Raw genomic sequence first — 17,781 nt, forward strand, 5'->3', positions numbered from 1 at the left:
GAACCCCGCGGAGCGGACGGCCCGCTCCCGGGTGCGCCGGTCACAGCAGGGCGACGCTGGTGGGCCCCAGCAGTGCCTTGATGTCGCCCATCAGCGCCGTGCTCGGCCGCACCCGCAGCCCCTGGTCCAGCCGCAGCACCGTCTCGCGCCCGTTGTTGAGCAGCTTGAGGTGCACCTCGGTGGTGCCCGGGTGGCTGCCCAGCACCTCGCGCAGCCGCTCGACCACCGGCGGCGTGCAACGGGCCGCGGCCATCGACACCAGCACCGGGCCGCGGGGGCCCTCGGTGAGCTCGGGGATGGTCACCTCGGAGCCGAACAGCGAGGGCTGGTCGTCGCGGCGGCTGATCCGGCCCTTGACCACGACGATCTGGTCGCGGACGACCTTCTCCGAGACCTCCGCCCACGTCTTGGGGAAGAACAGCACCTCGATGCCGGACTCGAGGTCCTCCAGCGTCGCGATCGCCCACGGCGCGCCCTGCTTGTTGGTGCGGGGCTGCACCGAGGTGAGGATGCCGGCGATCGTGACGTTGGCGCCGTCCTCGACCCCGCCGGCGTTGATCTCCGCGATCGGGGTGTCGGCGTTCGCGGCGAGCACGTGCTCGACGCCGTGCAGCGGGTGGTCGGAGACGTAGAGACCGAGCATGTCGCGCTCGAAGACCAGCCGCTCGGACTTCGACCAGTCCGCCGTCGGGACGGCGATGTCCAGCGCACCGCCGAACGGGTCGTCGCCGCCCCCGTCGCCGCCGAAGCTGCCGAACAGGTCGAACTGGCCCTCGGCCTCCTTGCGCTTGAGCGACATGGCGGCGTCGACGGCCTGGGCGTGGATGGCGGCGATGCCCTGCCGCGAGTGGCCGAGGGAGTCGAAGGCGCCGGCCTTGGCGAGGGACTCGATGACCTTCTTGTTGCAGGCGACCGTGTCGATCTTGCGCATGAAGTCGGCGAAGTCCTTGAACGCGCCCTTCTCCTCGCGCGCCCGGACGATCGAGTCGACGACGTTGGTGCCCACGTTGCGCACCGACGCCAGGCCGAAGCGGATGTCGGTGCCGACCGCGGTGAAGTCCCAGGAGGACTCGTTGACGTCCGGCGGGAGCACCTTGATGCCCATCCGGCGGCACTCGGCCAGGTAGACCGGCCGGCGGTCCTTGTCGTCGCCGACGCTGGTGAGCAGCCCGGCCATGTACTCGGCCGGGTAGTTGGCCTTGAGGTAGGCCGTCCAGTACGAGACCAGGCCGTAGGCCGCCGAGTGCGCCTTGTTGAACGCGTAGTCGGCGAACGGGACGAGGATGTCCCACAGCGTCTTGATCGCGGCGTCGGAGTAGCCGCGCTCCTTCATGCCGGCCTCGAAGCCGACGAACTCGGCGTCGAGGACGGACTTCTTCTTCTTGCCCATCGCGCGGCGCAGCAGGTCGGCCTTGCCGAGCGAGTACCCGGCGACCTTCTGCGCGATCGCCATGACCTGCTCCTGGTACACGATCAGGCCGTACGTGCCCCCCAGGATGTCCTCGAGCGGCTCGGCCAGCTCGGGGTGGATCGGCGTGATCTCCTGCTGGCCGTTCTTGCGCAGCGCGTAGTTGGTGTGCGAGTTCGCGCCCATCGGGCCCGGCCGGTAGAGCGCGCCGACCGCGGAGATGTCCTCGAAGTTGTCCGGCCGCATGAGCCGCAGCAGCGAGCGCATCGGCCCGCCGTCGAACTGGAAGACGCCGAGGGTGTCACCGCGGGCCAGCAGGTCGTAGGTGGCCTTGTCGGTGAGGTCCTTGCTGATCTCGTCGAGGTCGATCGGCTCCTTGCCGTTCGCGACGATGTTGCGCAGCGCGTCGTCGATGACCGTGAGGTTGCGCAGGCCCAGGAAGTCCATCTTCAGCAGGCCGAGCGTCTCGCAGGTCGGGTAGTCGAACTGCGTGATGATCGCGCCGTCGTTCTCGCGGCGCATGATCGGGATCGAGTCGATCAGCGGGTGGCGGCCGATGATGACGCCGGCCGCGTGCACGCCCCACTGCCGCTTCAGGCCCTCGAGCTTGCGCGCCTGGTCGACCACCTCGGCCGCGCCCGGGTCGGACTCGTAGCGGGCGCGGAACTCCGCGGCCTCCTTGTAGCGGGGGTGCGCCGGGTCGAAGACCCCCGCCAGCGGGATGCCCTTGCCCATCACGTCCGGGGGCATGAGCTTGGTCAGCTCGTCGCCCACCGAGTAGGGGCGGTCGAGCACCCGGGCGGCGTCCTTGATCGCGGCCTTGGCCTTGATGGTGCCGTAGGTGACGATCTGGCTGACCCGCTCCTCGCCGTACTTCCGCGAGACGTACTGGATGACCTCGCCGCGGCGGCGGTCGTCGAAGTCGATGTCGACGTCGGGCATCGAGACGCGCTCGGGGTTGAGGAACCGCTCGAAGATCAGCCCGTGCTGCAGCGGGTCGAGGTCGGTGATGCCCATCGCGTAGGCGGCCAGCGAACCCGCGGCCGAGCCGCGGCCGGGGCCGACGCGGATGCCGTTGTCCTTGGCCCAGTTGATGAAGTCGGCGACCACGAGGAAGTACCCCGGGAAGCCCATCTGCGTGATGATCCCGACCTCGTAGTCCGCCTGCTTGCGGACGTGGTCGGGGATGCCGTTCGGGTACCGCTTGTGCAGGCCACGCTCGACCTCCTTGACGAACCAGGAGGTCTCGTCCTCCCCCGGCGGCAGGGGGAACCGCGGCATGAGGTCGGCGCCCTCGGTGAAGGACACCTCGCACTGCTCGGCGATGACCAGCGTGTTGTCGCACGCCGAGGCCAGGTCACCGGGGAACAGCGCGCGCATCTCGGCGGCGCTCTTCAGGTAGTAGCCGTCGCCGTTGAACTTGAAGCGGTTGGTCTCGTTGAGCCGCGACCCGGTCTGGATGCACAGCAGGGCGTCGTGGGCCTCGGCGTCCTCCTTGTGCGTGTAGTGGAGGTCGTTGGTGGCCAGCAGCGGGATGCCGAGCTCCTTGGCGATCTCCAGCAGCTGCGGGCGGGTCTTCTGCTCGATGGACAGCCCGTGGTCCATCAGCTCGGCGTAGAAGTTCTCCTTGCCGAAGATGTCCTGGAAGTCGGCCGCCGCCTGCCGGGCCCGGTCGAGCTTGCCCGCGCGCAGCCACATGTTGACCTCGCCGGACGGGCAGCCCGTCGTCGCGATCAGGCCCGTGCCGTAGCGCTCGAGCAGGTCGCGGTCGAAGCGCGGCTTGCGGTACTGGCCCTCGAGGCTCGCCAGCGAGGAGATGCGGAAGAGGTTGTGCATCCCCTCGGTGGTGCGCGCCAGCAGGGTCATGTGCGTGTAGGCGGCCTTGCCGCGGGAGGACCCGCCCTCGCCGTCCTCGTCGATCAGGTTGTCGCCGAAGTCGAACGGCGCCCGGTCGAACCGCGAGCCGGGCGTGTAGTAGCCCTCCATGCCGATGATCGGCTTCACGCCGGCGGCCTTGGCCTGCTTGTAGAAGTCGTAGGCGCCGAAGACGTTGCCGTGGTCGGTCATCGCCAGCGCCGGCATGCCCTGCTCGGCCGCGGCCTTCGTCACCTCGGGCAGCTTGGCCGCCCCGTCGAGCATCGAGTACTCGGTGTGGACGTGCAGGTGCGCGAACGAGTCGGTCGACGGGCTGCTCACGGTGCTGCGGCGCTCCTCACGGGTCGTGCTGGCCCGGCCGTCGGGTGCTCCGGCGGGCGACCGGCGGGGAAGACCGGGCGGTGCGGTGCGGGCTCGGGACTGGTCCGGCCGGGCACCGACGCAGGCCCGGGCCGGTCCCCTGATCCTCGCACCGGGGACGTTCTACGCCGAGGGTCTGACAGGACGTGTCTCGGCGCGGCGGGACGACCCCGTCACAGTCGGCGGCGCATGGTGACGTGCCGGATGCCCGCCTCCTCGTACTCCTCCCCGACGGCGGTGTAGCCGGCCCGCTCGTAGAAGCCGCGGGCGGTGACCTGCGCGTGCAGCTCCACCTCGGCCAGGCCGCGCAGCGCCGCCTGCCGGTGCAGCTCGGCCAGCACCGCCGCGCCGTGCCCGGCGCCGCGGGCGGCGGCGTCGACGGCCATGCGGCCGATCACGCCCCGCCCGTCGCGCTCGAGCAGCCGCCCGGTGGCCACCACCCGGCCGCTGCCGTCACGACCGACCGCGTGGACGGCGGTGGCGTCGGCGGCGTCCTGCTCGATCTCCGGCGGCACGCCCTGCTCCTCGACGAAGACCCGGGTGCGCACCGCGACCACCTCCGGCCAGTCGGCGGCGGTGGCGACGGCGGCCGTCGCGGCGCTCACGCGGGCGCCCCGCCGGGAGCACGCGGCGCCGGCAGCGCCTCGGGCAGCGCCGACGACGGCACGAGCAGGAACCGCAGGTCGACCGCGGCGTGCAGCAGCACCGGCAGCAGCAGCGACCCGGTCTCCAGGTACAGCGCCGCGAACACCCCGCCGAGCACGCCGGTGAGCACGACCCCGCCCACCCCCTGGTAGGCGTGCGCCAGCCCGAAGGCCACGGCCGCGACGGCGACCAGCACCCCCTGCGGCAGCCCGCCGCCCACCGCGGCGACCACCGCGAGGAAGAACCCGCGGTACAGCCACTCCTCGCACACCCCCGCGGTCACCCCGACGACGGTGAACAGCCGCCGCTCGGACCGGCTGCGCGGCAGCAGCGCCAGCGTGGCGTGCACCGGCGGCTCGGCGTGCCGCCCCTCGCCGGGCTGCGGCGCCGCGGTCGCCCGCGCCAGCGCCCCACCGCGCAGCGCCCGGACCGAGACCAGCGCCAGCACCAGCACCCCCAGCGCGGCGGCGCCGGTGACCGGCCCGGGCAGGCCGGTCGGCCAGGCCAGCCCGACCGCGGCGGCGCCGACGTCCGGCGCGGCCAGCCAGATGACCAGGGCGAGGGTCGCCAGCCCCCACTCCAGGACCAGCAGCCGCCGGTAGAAGGAGCGCCGGGCGGCCGGGTCGGTGCGCAGCCGGCCCTCGAAGCGGCGGTGCAGCACGTGCCCGACCAGCGGCTCGCCGACGACCAGGTAGACCCCGACGACCACGGCCGACAGCGCGGCGGGGCCCCAGTCGGCGAGGGTGGCGGGGAGGCCGGTCACGGGAGGGTCAGGACTCGGCGCGCAGGACGGCCAGCGCCCCCGCGAGGTCGTCCGGGTAGTCGCTGGTGAACTCCACCCGGTGCCCGTCGGCGGGGTGCGCGAAGCCCAGCCGCACCGCGTGCAGCCACTGCCGGGCCATCCCGAGCCGGGCGGCCAGCGTGGGGTCGGCGCCGTAGGTCGTGTCGCCGACGCAGGGGTGGCGCAGCGCGGAGAAGTGCACCCGGATCTGGTGGGTGCGGCCGGTCTCGAGGTGGATGTCGACCAGGCTGGCCGCGGGGAAGGCCTCGATCACCTCGTAGTGGGTGACCGACGGGCGCCCGCCGGAGACGACGGCGAACTTCCAGTCGTGCCGCGGGTGCCGGTCGATGGGCGCGTCGATGGTGCCGCGCGACGGGTCGGGGTGGCCCTGCACCAGCGCGTGGTAGCCCTTGTCGACCGTCCGCTCCTTGAACGCCGCCTTGAGCAGCGTGTAGGCGCGCTCGCTCTTGGCGACCACCATCAGCCCCGTCGTCGCGGCGTCCAGGCGGTGCACCACGCCCTGCCGCTCCGGGGCGCCGGAGGTGGAGATGCGGTAGCCGGCCGCGGCCAGCCCGCCGACGACCGTCGGGCCCTCCCAGCCGGGGCTCGGGTGCGCCGCGACGCCGACCGGCTTGTCGACGACCACCACGTCGTCGTCGTCGTGGACGACGGTCAGGCCGGGCACCGGCTCGGGCGGGGGCGCCTCGCCCGGCGGCGGGGGCAGCTCGACCTCCAGCCAGCTGCCGCCGGTGAGCCGGTCGCCCTTGCCGCGCACGCGGCCGTCGACCCACACCTTGTCGGCGTCGGCGAGGTCGGCGGCGACCGCGCGGGACAGCCCGAACAGCCGCGCCAGCGCCTGGTCCACCCGCTGGCCCTCCAGGCCGTCGGGCACCGGGAGGGCGCGGTGCTGGCCGGGAGCGCTCACCGGTCCATCGTGACAGGTCAGCCGCGCGACACCGCGCCGTCGCCGCGGTCGCGGGTCCGGGTGCCGTCGAACTCGACGCCGCGCAGCGCGAGGTAGGCCCCGAACAGCCCGCCGCAGACGATCGCGGAGTCGGCCAGGTTGAAGATCGGGTAGACCTCCCCGTTGGGCGCGAACACCGACAGGAAGTCGACGACGCCGCCGCGCAGGAACCCCGGCTCGCGGAACACGCGGTCGACCAGGTTGCCCAGGGCCCCGCCGAGGACCAGGCCCAGCGCGACCGCCCAGCCGGTCGAGTACAGCCGCCGCGCCGTCCGGACGATCACCACCGCGACGGCGACCGCGATCAGCGTGAAGACGACGGTGAAGCCCTCGGCGAAGGAGAAGGCGGCGCCGGTGTTGCGCGCGTGCGTGAGGTACAGCGCCCCGCCGAGCAGCCGGAGGTTCTCGCCGCGGTCGATCGTCGCGACGACGAGCAGCTTGCTGGCGAGGTCGGCGAGGAAGACCACCGCGGCGAGCAGGAGCAGCAGCCGCGTGCGCGGCCGCCGGGCCGGCGCCGGGGCGGCGTCGTCCACGGCGTCGGGCACGGCGGCGTCGTCCACGGCGGCGTCGTCCGGAGCGGCCGCGGCGGGAGCCTCCGCGGGGTCCTCGGGTCGCTCGCTCAGCGGGGGCTCCTCGTGCTCGCGGCGGTCGGCGGGTGGCCGCGGGAGGCGGCCGACGAGCCGACGATAGCCTCGGCGGCTGTGCCTCCCGGCCCGCCGCGCGGCCACACCCCCGCCGCGATGGTGAGGCACCTCACCGCGGGGTAGACGAATCTCACACCCCGTCGAGGGCGTCCCAGCGCGCCGTTCGGCCGATCGTCGGAGATGGCGCACGTCCACCCGGCAGGAAGGCAGTCGTGTCCACCGACCTCGGTTCAGCCACCGACCCCGATGTGGTGCTCGTCGGCGGGGGCATCATGAGCGCGACCCTGGCGTCGCTGCTCGGTGTCATCGCGCCGGAGTGGAGCATCACCGTCTTCGAGTCCGCGGACGCGGTGGCGGGCGAGAGCTCGGACGCGTGGAACAACGCCGGCACCGGGCACGCGGCGCTGTGCGAGCTGAACTACACGCCCGCGGGGCCCGACGGCCGGGTGGACACCGCCAAGGCCCGCCTCATCAACGAGCAGTTCCAGGTGTCCCGCCAGTTCTGGTCGCACCTGGTGCGCAGCGGCCTGACCGGGTCGCCCAAGGAGTTCATCTCCCCCGTCCCGCACGTCAGCTTCGTGACCGGGGAGGGCGGCCGCACCTACATGCGCAACCGCCACGCGGCGCTGTCGGCCGAGCCGCTGTTCGCGGGGCTGGAGTACACCGACGACCCGGCCGAGCTGGCGCAGTGGGTGCCGCTGGTCATGGACGGCCGCGACCCCGCGCAGGTCGTCGCCGCGACCCGCTCGGCCGCCGGCACCGACGTCAACTTCGGCGCGCTGACCCGGCTGCTGCTCGAGCAGGGCGAGGCCCGCGGCGTGCAGGTGCACACCGCCCAGCGGGTCACCGGCCTGGAGAAGCGCGACGACGGCCGCTGGAAGGTCACCGTCACGGACAAGCGGACCGACGAGGAGCGCACGGTGCGCGCCCGGTTCGTCTTCGTCGGCGCGGGCGGCGGCGCGCTGCCGCTGCTGCAGGAGGCCGCGATCCCCGAGATCCGCGGGTTCGGCGGCTTCCCGGTCAGCGGCATGTTCCTGCGCACCCGCTCCCCCGAGCTGGTCAGCCGGCACCAGGCCAAGGTCTACGGGCAGGCCGCCGTCGGCGCGCCGCCGATGTCGGTGCCGCACCTGGACCTGCGCCTGGTCGACGGCGAGTTCTCGCTGCTGTTCGGCCCGTACGCCGGCTGGTCCCCGAAGTTCCTCAAGGCCGGCTCGATGTTCGACCTGCCGCTGTCGGTGAAGCCGAACAACCTCGGCTCGATGCTGGGCGTGGCGCGCACCGAGATGGCGCTGACCAAGTACCTGGTCACCGAGCTGCTGCAGTCGCGCAAGGCGCGCCACCGCACGCTCACCGAGTTCGTGCCCCTGGCCGAGCAGGCCGACTGGGACATGATCACCGCCGGCCAGCGGGTGCAGGTCATCAAGCGGGACCCCAGGAGCGGCAAGGGCGTGCTGCAGTTCGGCACCGAGCTCATCGTCGGCGGCGACGGCTCGATCGCGGGCCTGCTGGGCGCCTCCCCCGGCGCCTCGACGGCGGTCTCGGCGATGCTCTCGCTCGTCGAGCGGGCGTTCCCCGACCGGGTGGCCGCGCGCCGCGCCGCGCTCGAGGAGGCGATCCCCTCCTACGGCCGCGACCTGTCCTCCGACCCGGCCCTGCTGCAGGCCGTCCGCGCGGAGACGATGCAGACCCTCGAGCTCAACGGCTGAGCCGCCCTCGGGGCACTTCCGCGGATGTGCACCGTGCACATCCGCGGAAGTGCACGTCACCGGGCACCCGAGCGCGCGCCCAGGGCCGCTCGCACCCGGGCGACGGCGTCGTCCAGCGCACGCAGGTCGGACGCCGACAGCCGGATGACCAGCCAGCCCGCGGCGGCGAGCCGCGCCAGCCGGGCGTCGTCCCGCACGATCTGCAAGCCGTCGAAGTGGTGTTCGCCCTCGTACTCGACGACCACCTTCTGCTCCGGCCACGCGAGGTCCACCCGCGCCAGCCAGCCGCCGGCCTCCACGACGTCGTACTGCGGTACGGGTGCCGGGAGACCGGCCAGGACGCAGGCGACGCGGACCGACGACTCCGGCGGTGACTCGCTGCGCGGATCGGCCAGCTCGAGCACCTGGCGGAACCGCTGGGATCCCCGCCGCCCCGTCCGTCTGCGGAGGAGGTCCTGCACCGCGCGGGGGTCGACCAGGCGTGCACGCAGCATCGCGTCCAGCACCCCCACCGCCGTCCCCGTCGTCTCGAGGACCGCGACGTCCCACACGGTGCGCAACGGCGCTGTCCAGCGGAGTCCGTAGCCGTCGTCCCGGACGTCGACCGGCTCCAGGTCGGTCCGGTGCACACGGACGCCGTCCGGGCCGCGCCACTTGTGCGGCTCCGCCAGCACGACCGTCACCGGGTCCCGCCAGCCCGGCGCTGGTGCACCGAGCAGCGCTGCGGCCGACCGGCCGCCCAGCGCCGCGTCCGGCGGCATGAGCAGTGCCGCGGCGCGGCAGCGCAGCAGGTGGTCGCGTGGCACGGAAGCGTCGGCGTAGACGCCGTGCAGGACGCGGACGTAGGGCCCCTCCGCCAACTGTCTCCGGGTCAGACGCCCGTCGGCGACGGCGAGCGAGCCGACGAAGACGCCCTCCGGGGTGGTCGGTCGCAACAGCACGGAGCGATCGTGCTGGTCGATCACCGCCGGTCTCCGGTTGTCCACAGGAGCGAGGTCCCAGGCGGGCACATCCGCGGAAGTGCACCGGGCAACTCCGCGGAAGTGCACACGGGGGCTAGTCGGACTCGGTCGCCGCGCCCTGCTCGCCGCGCCAGGTGGCCAGCCGGCCGGCGCGGCTGACCGCCCGCAGCCGGCGCTCGGCCTCCGGGCGGGAGCGGCGGGCCGACACCAGCAGCGCCTGGTCACCACGCATGAGCCGGGTGGTCGCGTCCGGCACGAACGAGCGGCCGTCGCGGACGATGAGCACCACCGCGGCGTCCTCGGGCAGCCGCAGCTCGGGCAGGTAGACGCCGTGCAGCCGCGAGCCCTCGGGCACGGTCAGCTGCATCATCTCGGCGTCCAGCTCCTCCAGCGGTGCCGCCTCGACCTGCACGTCACGGGGGGTGACCGGGGTGGCGATCCGCAGGCGCCGCGCCACCCACGGCAGCGACCACCCCTGCACGAGGGTGAAGACGACGACCAGCACGAAGACCGTGTCGAAGACGGTCGTCGCCCTCGGGACCTCCGCGGTCAGCGGGATGATCGCCGCCACGATCGGCACCGCTCCGCGCAGGCCGGCCCAGGAGATGAACGCCTGCTGCGCCCACGGGAAGCGGAACCACACCAGGCTGGCCACCACCGACAGGGGCCGGGCGAGCAGCAGCAGCGCGCCGCCCACGACGAGCGCCGGTCCCACGGCCTCCGGCAGCCGGCCCGGGGAGACGAGGAGACCGAGCAGCACGAACAGGCCGATCTGGGCGAGGGAGGCCATGCCCTCGGCGAACCCGATGCTCGCCGACCGGTGCGGCAGCGTGGCGTTGCCCAGCACCAGACCGCACAGGTAGACCGCGACGAAGCCGGAGGTGTGCGCCAGTGACGCCGACGAGTACGCGAGCACGCAGAGCGCCAGTGTCGCCAGTGGGTAGAACCCGGCCACGGAGAGCGCCACCCGGCGCAGCAGCGCCGCACCCCCGAAGCCGATCCCGATCCCGATGACGGCGCCTCCGATGAGCTCGACGACCACCACCAGGCCGACCAGCCACCACGGTTGCGTCGCCGCCCCCGCGAGCGACTCGGCCAGCACGGTCACGAGCAGGATGACCGGGGCGTCGTTGAGGCCGCTCTCGGCCTCGAGGGAGGCGGCCATCCGGCGCGGGAGGGGCAGCCGCCGCAGGGTCGCGAAGACGGCGGCGGCGTCGGTCGAGCTGATGACCGCGGCCAGCAGGAGGGCGAAGCCCCAGTCGAAGCCCAGGACCAGGACCCCGATGGCCGCGGTCAGGCCCACGCTGACCGCCACACCGACGGTGGACAGCGAGACCCCGGGTCCGACCGCCCGACGGACGTCGGCCCACCGCGTCGTCAGGCCTCCCTCGGCGAGGATGACGAGGAGTGCGGCGTACGCCAGCGTGTGCGTGAGCCGGTAGTCCTCGAACTGGACCCCGAGACCGCTCTCGCCCAGCGCCACGCCGAGGGCCAGGTAGAGCAGCAGGCTGGGCAGGCCGAGGCGGTCGGCGAGTCGCAGGGCGACGGCGGCCACCAGCACGACCAGCGCCCCGACGGCGAGGGCGAGGGTGACCGTGGTGTTCACCGCCCGCCACCCATGGCGGCCAGTCTCCCGTACGACCGCGTCGGGCCCGCCGCGCCTGCACGCGGACGGGCTCGACGGCTCGGGGACGAGGGAAGGGCCGGGTGGGAGGATCGATCCGTGAGCTCTCCGTTCCGTGCGCTGCCGCCCCAGGTCGACCTGCCCGCGCTCGAGCAGGACGTGCTGCGCCGCTGGGAGGACGCCGACGTCTTCGGCCGGTCGCTGGAGGCCTCGCAGGGCCGCCCGCAGTGGGTCTTCTACGAGGGCCCGCCCACCGCCAACGGCCGCCCGGGCACCCACCACATCGAGGCCCGCGCGTTCAAGGACGTCTTCCCCCGCTTCAAGACGATGCAGGGCTGGCACGTGCCCCGCCGCGCCGGCTGGGACTGCCACGGCCTGCCGGTGGAGATCGCCGTCGAGCAGGAGCTCGGCTTCGCCGGCAAGCCCGACATCGAGCGCTACGGCATCGCCGAGTTCAACGCCCGCTGCCGGGAGTCGGTCGAGCGGCACGTCGGCGACTTCTCCCAGCTCACCCGCCGCATGGGCTACTGGGTCGACATGTCCACCGCCTACTGGACGATGGACCCCTCCTACATCGAGAGCGTCTGGTGGTCGCTCAAGCAGGTCTTCGACAAGGGCCTGCTGGTCGAGGACCACCGCGTCGCCCCGTACTGCCCGCGCTGCGGCACCGGCCTGTCCGACCACGAGGTCGCCCAGGGCTACGAGTCGATCACCGACCCCTCGGTGTACGTCCGGCTGCCGGTCACCGACGGCGAGTGGGCCGGGGAGGCCGACCTGCTGGTCTGGACGACGACGCCGTGGACGCTGCCGAGCAACACCGCCGTCGCGGTCCACCCCGACGTCACCTACGTCGTCGCCCGGCGCGGCGAGGACACCCTCGTCGTCGCCGAGCCGCTGCTGGGTGCCGTGTTCGGCGACACCGACGACGTCGAGGTGCTGGCCCGCACCACCGGCCGCGACTGGGAGCGCACCCACTACCGGCGCCCGTTCGAGCTGGTCGCGTTCCCCGAGGGCCCCGACGGTCAGCCGCAGGACGCGCACTACGTCGTCCTGGCCGACTACGTCACCACCGACGACGGCACCGGCCTGGTCCACCAGTCCCCCGCGTTCGGCGCCGACGACCTCGCCGTCTGCCGCGCCTACGGCCTGCCGGTGGTCAACCCGATCGACGCCTCAGGCCACTTCCTGCCCGAGGTGCCGCTGGTCGGCGGGCGCTTCTTCAAGGCCGCCGACGACGCCCTCGTCGTCGACCTGCAGCAGCGCGGGGTGCTGTGGCGCGAGCAGCGCTACGAGCACAGCTACCCGCACTGCTGGCGCTGCCACACCCCGCTCATGTACTACGCGCAGCCGTCCTGGTACATCCGGACCAGCGCGGTCAAGGACCAGCTGCTCGCCGAGAACGAGAAGACCCACTGGCACCCGGAGACCATCCAGTGGGGCCGCTACGGCGACTGGCTGAACAACAACGTCGACTGGGCGCTGTCCCGCGACCGGTACTGGGGCACCCCGCTGCCGATCTGGCGCAACGACGCCGACCCGTCCCGGATGGTCGTCGTCGGGTCGCTGGCGGAGCTGTCGGAGCTGGCCGGTCGCGACCTGTCCGACCTGGACCCGCACCGTCCCTTCATCGACGAGGTGACCTTCACGCGCCCCGGCGAGGAGGGCACCTACCGGCGCGTGCCGCAGGTCATCGACGCCTGGTACGACTCCGGCTCGATGCCCTTCGCGCAGTGGGGCGCGCCGCACCGGAACAGGGAGCAGTTCGAGGCGGCCTACCCGGCGCAGTTCATCGCCGAGGCCATCGACCAGACCCGCGGCTGGTTCTACTCGCTCATGGCCGTCGGCACGCTGGTGTTCGGGAAGAGCTCCTACGAGAACGTGCTGTGCCTGGGCCACATCCTCGCCGAGGACGGCCGCAAGATGAGCAAGCACCTGGGCAACATCCTCGAGCCGATCCCGCTCATGGACCGGCACGGCGCCGACGCCGTCCGCTGGTTCATGCTGGCCGGCGGCTCGCCGTGGTCGGCGCGGCGGGTCGGGCACGAGACGCTGTCCGAGGTGGTCCGCAAGGTCCTGCTGACCTACTGGAACACCGCCAGCTTCCTCACCCTGTACGCCGAGACCAACGGCTGGGACCCGGCCGCCTCCCCCGCGCCGCCGCGGGCGCAGCGGCCGCTGCTGGACCGCTGGGCGCTCGCGCAGCTGGCCGCGGTCACCGAGGGCGTCACCGACGCGCTGGAGGCGTTCGACACCCAGGGCGCCGGGCGGCTGCTCGCGCAGTTCGTCGACGACCTGTCCAACTGGTACGTCCGCCGCTCGCGGCGCCGGTTCTGGGACGGCGACCCCTCGGCCCTGGGCACGCTGCACGAGGTGCTCGACGGGCTGACCCGGCTGATGGCGCCGTTCACGCCGTTCGTCACCGAGGAGGTGTGGACCCGGGTCGTGCGGCCGGGCCTGGTCACCGGCGATGGCGCCGACGCGCCCCACTCGGTGCACCTGGCGTCCTGGCCGGCCGTCGACGAGGACGCCCGCGACCCGCAGCTGGTGGCGCAGGTGGACCTGGTGCGCCGGCTGGTGGAGCTGGGCCGGGCGGCGCGGACCTCGGCGAAGGTGCGCACCCGCCAGCCGCTGGCGCGGGCGCTGGTCGCCGCGCCGGGCTGGTCCGCGATGGGCCGCGACCTGGTGGCCGAGGTCGCCGACGAGCTCAACGTCGCCGCGCTCGACGAGCTGGGGGCGGTGGGCGGCGACCTGGTCGACGTCAGCGTCAAGGTCGACTTCCGCGCCGTCGGGCGGCGGCTGGGCAAGCAGGTGCAGGCGGTGGCCAGGGCCGTCGCCGCGGCCGACGCGGCCGCCCTGGTCGTGGCCTACCGGGCCGGGACGGCGTCGGTCGACGTCGACGGCGAGGCGGTGGCCCTGCAGGAGGGCGACCTGGTCGTGACCGAGACCCCGCGCGAGGGCTGGACGGTGGCCAGCGCCGCCGGGCTGACCGTGGCGCTGGACCTCACGCTCACCCCGGAGCTGGAGCGGGCCGGGCTGGTCCGCGAGGCGGTGCGGCTGGTGCAGGAGGCCCGCAAGAACGCGGGCCTGGCGGTCAGCGACCGGATCGAGCTGTGGTGGACCGCGGACGGCGCGATGGCCGAGGCGCTCACCGGGTCCGGCGAGCAGCTGGCCGGCGAGGTGCTGGCGACCGCCGTCCACGCGGGCACCGCGGGTGAGGGTCCCGGCGTCGAGGGGCCGAGCGGCTCCCGCTTCTGGCTCGCCCGGGCCTGAGTCCCGGCCGCCCGCCGCGGTCACCCGCGGCGGGCGGCCTTCCGGGCGCGCTCGACGGCGGCCAGGTGGGCGTCCGGCCCGCAGACCGCGCACGGGGTGAACCCGTCGGTGCGCGCCTCGTTGACCGGCAGCGGGATCGTCTCCCGGCCGGCCAGCCAGGGGCAGTCGGCCAGGTGGTAGCGCGGGTGCTCGTCGACGACGAGCACCTCGTCGGTCAGGTCCACGACCACGAGCAGGTCGGTGACCTCGACGTCCTCCTCGGGGGTGTCGCCGCCGTTCAGGGGCACGCCCGTGGCGGCGGGCCGGGCGGGCTGCGCCGCGGTCCCCGCAGGCGCCTCCGCCGGCGGCGTGGCGGGCGGGGCCCCGGCAGGGCGCTCGGCCGGCGCGGCGGGCGCCTCCCCGGTCCCCGGCGCCTCCGCGGGCCGGTCCACGGAATCCTCGGGAGCGCGGGCGAGCCCCCTGCGGGCCGGGGCGTCCGTGCGGTCCGGGGTGCGGTCGGCGGCCGGGACGCGGGTGCCGGCGGGAGCGCGCAGCCGGGCGACCACCAGCAGGACCGCGGCGAGGGCGCAGGCGCCCACGCAGGCCCAGTACCAGGCGGTGACGGCGGTCAGCACGCCGGCGACGAACAGCCCGAGGCCCGCGAGGACCAGCAGCGCCGCGGCGACGATCACCGGCGACCCTCCGGCGCCGGGCGCCGGTCAGTCCCCGGCATGGCCGATCCGTCGTCCGGTCAGGGCGGAGAAGACGTGCGCCTCGCCCGGGCGGATGGTCACGTGCACGACCTCGCCCTTCGCCGGGGGCCGGCGCGCGTCGGCCCGCAACACCAGGGGCCGCTCGGTCGTCTCCGCGCCTCCGACCCCGCTGCCGGTCTGGAGTCGTCCGTAGGCGAAGGCGTCCGAGCCGAGCTCCTCCACCACCTGGACCTCGACCGGGAACCCCTCCCCGGCCCCGACGAACTGGACGGCCTCGGGCCGGAAGCCGAGCGTGGCGGTCCCCGTGCCGTCCTGCGCGAGGACGTCGAGCACCGAGCGGGAGAGCGGCACCGGGTGGCCGCCGAGGACGGCGCCGCCCTCGCGCAGCGGCACGGGAACGAGGTTCATGGCCGGGGAGCCGATGAAGCCGGCGACGAACTCGTTGACCGGCCGGTCGTAGAGGGCACGCGGGGTGTCCACCTGCTGGAGGACGCCCTCCTTGAGGACCGCGACCCGGTCGCCCATGGTCATGGCCTCGACCTGGTCGTGGGTGACGTAGACCGTCGTCGTCCCGAGCCGGCGCTGCAGGGCAGCGATCTCGGTGCGGGTCTGCACGCGGAGCTTGGCGTCGAGGTTGGACAGCGGCTCGTCCATGAGGAAGACCTGCGGGTTGCGGACGATCGCCCGGCCCATGGCCACCCGCTGCCGCTGGCCGCCCGAGAGCGCCTTGGGCTTGCGGTCGAGGTACTGCTCCAGGTCGAGCAACCGGGCTGCCTCGCGGACCCGGGCCAGCCGGTCCTCCTTGGACATGCCGGCGATCTTGAGCGCGAAGGCCATGTTGTCGGCCACCGTCATGTGCGGGTACAGCGCGTAGTTCTGGAAGACCATCGCGATGTCCCGCTCCTTGGGCGGGAGGTGCGTGACGTCCCGGTCGCCGATGCGGATCGCCCCGTCGGTGACGTTCTCGAGGCCGGCCAGCATCCGTAGGGACGTGGACTTGCCGCAACCCGACGGGCCGACCAGGACGAGGAACTCGCCGTCGGCGATGGACAGGTCGAGCGCGTCGACCGACGGGCGGGTCGCCCCCGGGTACACGAGCGTGGCCCGGTCGTAGGTGATGGCGGCCATGGCGTTCGTTCAGCATCCCTTCTGCGCCGGTGCAGAGCGCGCCCACTGTGACACGCAGGGTTCCCGGGGACCAGCGCCCCGCCCGGGGGGCACCCGTCCGGGCCGCCGACCGTGACCGGCCCGTGACCTGCGCGGACGGTGCGCGCGGTCTCCTCCCTCGGACAGGGCAGGTGTTGCATAACGGTTTCGGCAACGTGACCGGACGGCGTCGGCCGCGACGTTATGGTCCCCCGGCGTACCAGACGGGCCGGCAGCTGACCGGCCCGTTCGCACGTGACCACACGCCGCGGTCGACGACCGCGGGGACCCTGAAGGGACGTACATGACGATGCGCGCGACAGGCCGGCGCAAGGGTGCGCTGGCCGGCGGCCTGGGCGTGGCACTGGTGCTCGCCGGCTGCGGCGCCAGCGAGACCAGCGGGGGCGGCGGCGGGACCGCGGCGGCCTCCGACCTGACGATCGACTGCGCTCCGTACGAGGAGTTCGGCGACCTCGAGGGCGAGACGGTGAGCGTCTACACCTCGATCGTCGACCCCGAGGACCAGCCCCACATCGACTCCTACGTGCCGTTCGAGGAGTGCACGGGGATCGACGTGCAGTACGAGGGCTCGCGCGAGTTCGAGGCGCAGCTCGTCGTCCGCGTCCAGAGCGGCAACGCCCCCGACATCGCCTTCATCCCCCAGCCGGGGCTGCTGGCGACGCTCGTCGGCACCGGCGCGGTCGCCCCGGCCCCCGAGCAGGTCGAGGCGAACGTCGACGAGTACTGGGACGAGAGCTGGAAGGCCTACGGCACCGTCGACGGCACCTTCTACGCGGCTCCGCTGGGCGCCAACGCCAAGTCCTTCGTCTGGTACTCGCCGTCGGCGTTCCAGGACGCCGGCTACGAGGTCCCGACGACCTGGGACGAGATGGTCGCGCTCTCCGACGAGATCGCCGCCTCCGGCGCCAAGCCCTGGTGCGCCGGCATCGGCTCCGGGGACGCCACCGGCTGGCCGGCCACCGACTGGCTGGAGGACGTCGTCCTGCGCACCGCGGGTCCCGACGTCTACGACCAGTGGGTCGCCCACGAGATCCCGTTCGACGACCCGCAGATCGTCGAGGCGCTGGACACCGTCGGCGGCATCCTGAAGAACCCTGCCTACGTCAACGGCGGCCTCGGCGAGGTGCAGTCCATCGCCTCCACCGAGTTCGGCGACGCGGGCCTGCCCATCCTCGACGGCAGCTGCTGGATGCACCGCCAGGCGTCCTTCTACCAGGCCAACTGGCCCGAGGGCACCGAGGTCGCCGAGGACGGCGACGTCTTCGCCTTCCCGCTGCCGCCCATCGAGGGCGAGGGTGCGGCCCCCGTGCTCGGCGGTGGCGAGTTCACCGCGGCGTTCAACGACGACCCGGCGACCCAGGCGTTCCAGACCTACCTGTCCTCGGCGGACTGGGCCAACGTCAAGGCCCAGGTCTCCGGCCCCGGCTGGGTCAGCGCCAACACCGGCCTCGACGTCGAGAACCTGGTCTCCCCGATCGACCAGCTGGCCGCCGAGCAGTTCCAGAACCCGGACGCCGTCTTCCGCTTCGACGGGTCGGACCTGATGCCCGGTGAGATCGGTGCCGGTGCGCTGTGGACCGAGCTGACCAACTGGGTCGCGACCGACAAGCCGACCCAGCAGGTCCTCAGCGACGTCGAGAACGCCTGGCCGACGGCCTGATCACCGGAGTCCCGTCAGCCGCC

General features: G+C 73.7%; 12 protein-coding genes. 3 read left to right on the forward strand and 9 right to left on the reverse strand.

Going from position 1 to position 17,781, the window contains the following annotated elements; all coding sequences use genetic code 11:
• Positions 1–40: 40 nt before the first annotated feature.
• From dnaE to lspA, 5 genes are all read right to left on the reverse strand, one after another.
• A complete protein-coding gene (gene dnaE / locus ACI79L_RS16955) occupies positions 41–3,604 on the reverse strand; it encodes a DNA polymerase III subunit alpha (protein ID WP_456937895.1) in 3,564 nt (1,187 codons plus the stop codon).
• Between the two features lie 212 nt (positions 3,605–3,816).
• Positions 3,817–4,248, reverse strand: coding sequence for a GNAT family N-acetyltransferase (locus ACI79L_RS16960; RefSeq protein ID WP_456937896.1), 432 nt, complete (start codon positions 4,246–4,248; stop codon positions 3,817–3,819).
• Positions 4,245–5,051 (reverse strand): CPBP family intramembrane glutamic endopeptidase, encoded by an 807-nt coding sequence (locus ACI79L_RS16965; protein ID WP_456937897.1) that lies wholly within the window; start codon positions 5,049–5,051, stop codon positions 4,245–4,247. The genes ACI79L_RS16960 and ACI79L_RS16965 overlap by 4 nt, the downstream gene beginning before the upstream one ends.
• A gap of 7 nt (positions 5,052–5,058) precedes the next feature.
• Complete coding sequence (locus ACI79L_RS16970) at positions 5,059–5,994, reverse strand: RluA family pseudouridine synthase (protein ID WP_456937898.1); 936 nt, start codon at positions 5,992–5,994, stop codon at positions 5,059–5,061.
• A gap of 17 nt (positions 5,995–6,011) precedes the next feature.
• Positions 6,012–6,593, reverse strand: coding sequence for a signal peptidase II (gene lspA, locus ACI79L_RS16975; protein ID WP_456937899.1), 582 nt, complete (start codon positions 6,591–6,593; stop codon positions 6,012–6,014).
• A gap of 332 nt (positions 6,594–6,925) precedes the next feature.
• On the opposite strand from lspA, the gene mqo reads away from it, so the two are divergent.
• Positions 6,926–8,383, forward strand: a complete 1,458-nt coding sequence (gene mqo, locus ACI79L_RS16980; RefSeq protein ID WP_456937952.1) for a malate dehydrogenase (quinone) — start codon at positions 6,926–6,928, stop codon at positions 8,381–8,383.
• 56 nt (positions 8,384–8,439) lie between these two features.
• On the opposite strand, the gene ACI79L_RS16985 is transcribed toward mqo, so the two are convergent.
• Both ACI79L_RS16985 and ACI79L_RS16990 read right to left on the reverse strand, forming a co-directional pair.
• Entirely contained in the window at positions 8,440–9,324 is an 885-nt protein-coding gene (locus ACI79L_RS16985; protein ID WP_456937900.1) for a DUF559 domain-containing protein, read from the reverse strand.
• 115 nt (positions 9,325–9,439) lie between these two features.
• Positions 9,440–10,951, reverse strand: coding sequence for a potassium/proton antiporter (locus tag ACI79L_RS16990; RefSeq protein ID WP_456937901.1), 1,512 nt, complete (start codon positions 10,949–10,951; stop codon positions 9,440–9,442).
• Between the two features lie 117 nt (positions 10,952–11,068).
• Between ACI79L_RS16990 and ileS the strand changes: the two genes are divergently transcribed.
• Positions 11,069–14,239 carry an isoleucine--tRNA ligase gene (gene ileS / locus ACI79L_RS16995; RefSeq protein ID WP_456937902.1) on the forward strand — a complete coding sequence of 1,057 codons (3,171 nt, stop codon included), beginning with the start codon at positions 11,069–11,071 and terminating at the stop codon, positions 14,237–14,239.
• A 20-nt stretch (positions 14,240–14,259) separates the two neighbouring features.
• On the opposite strand, the gene ACI79L_RS17000 is transcribed toward ileS, so the two are convergent.
• Positions 14,260–14,910 carry a hypothetical protein gene (locus tag ACI79L_RS17000; RefSeq protein ID WP_456937903.1) on the reverse strand — a complete coding sequence of 217 codons (651 nt, stop codon included), beginning with the start codon at positions 14,908–14,910 and terminating at the stop codon, positions 14,260–14,262.
• Positions 14,911–14,937: 27 nt separating this feature from the next.
• A complete protein-coding gene (locus ACI79L_RS17005; RefSeq protein ID WP_456937904.1) occupies positions 14,938–16,059 on the reverse strand; it encodes an ABC transporter ATP-binding protein in 1,122 nt (373 codons plus the stop codon).
• 328 nt (positions 16,060–16,387) lie between these two features.
• On the opposite strand from ACI79L_RS17005, the gene ACI79L_RS17010 reads away from it, so the two are divergent.
• Positions 16,388–17,758 carry an ABC transporter substrate-binding protein gene (locus ACI79L_RS17010; RefSeq protein ID WP_456937905.1) on the forward strand — a complete coding sequence of 457 codons (1,371 nt, stop codon included), beginning with the start codon at positions 16,388–16,390 and terminating at the stop codon, positions 17,756–17,758.
• The last annotated feature ends 23 nt before the right edge of the window (positions 17,759–17,781 follow it).

It is taken from the genome of Geodermatophilus sp. SYSU D00684, assembly GCF_054050455.1.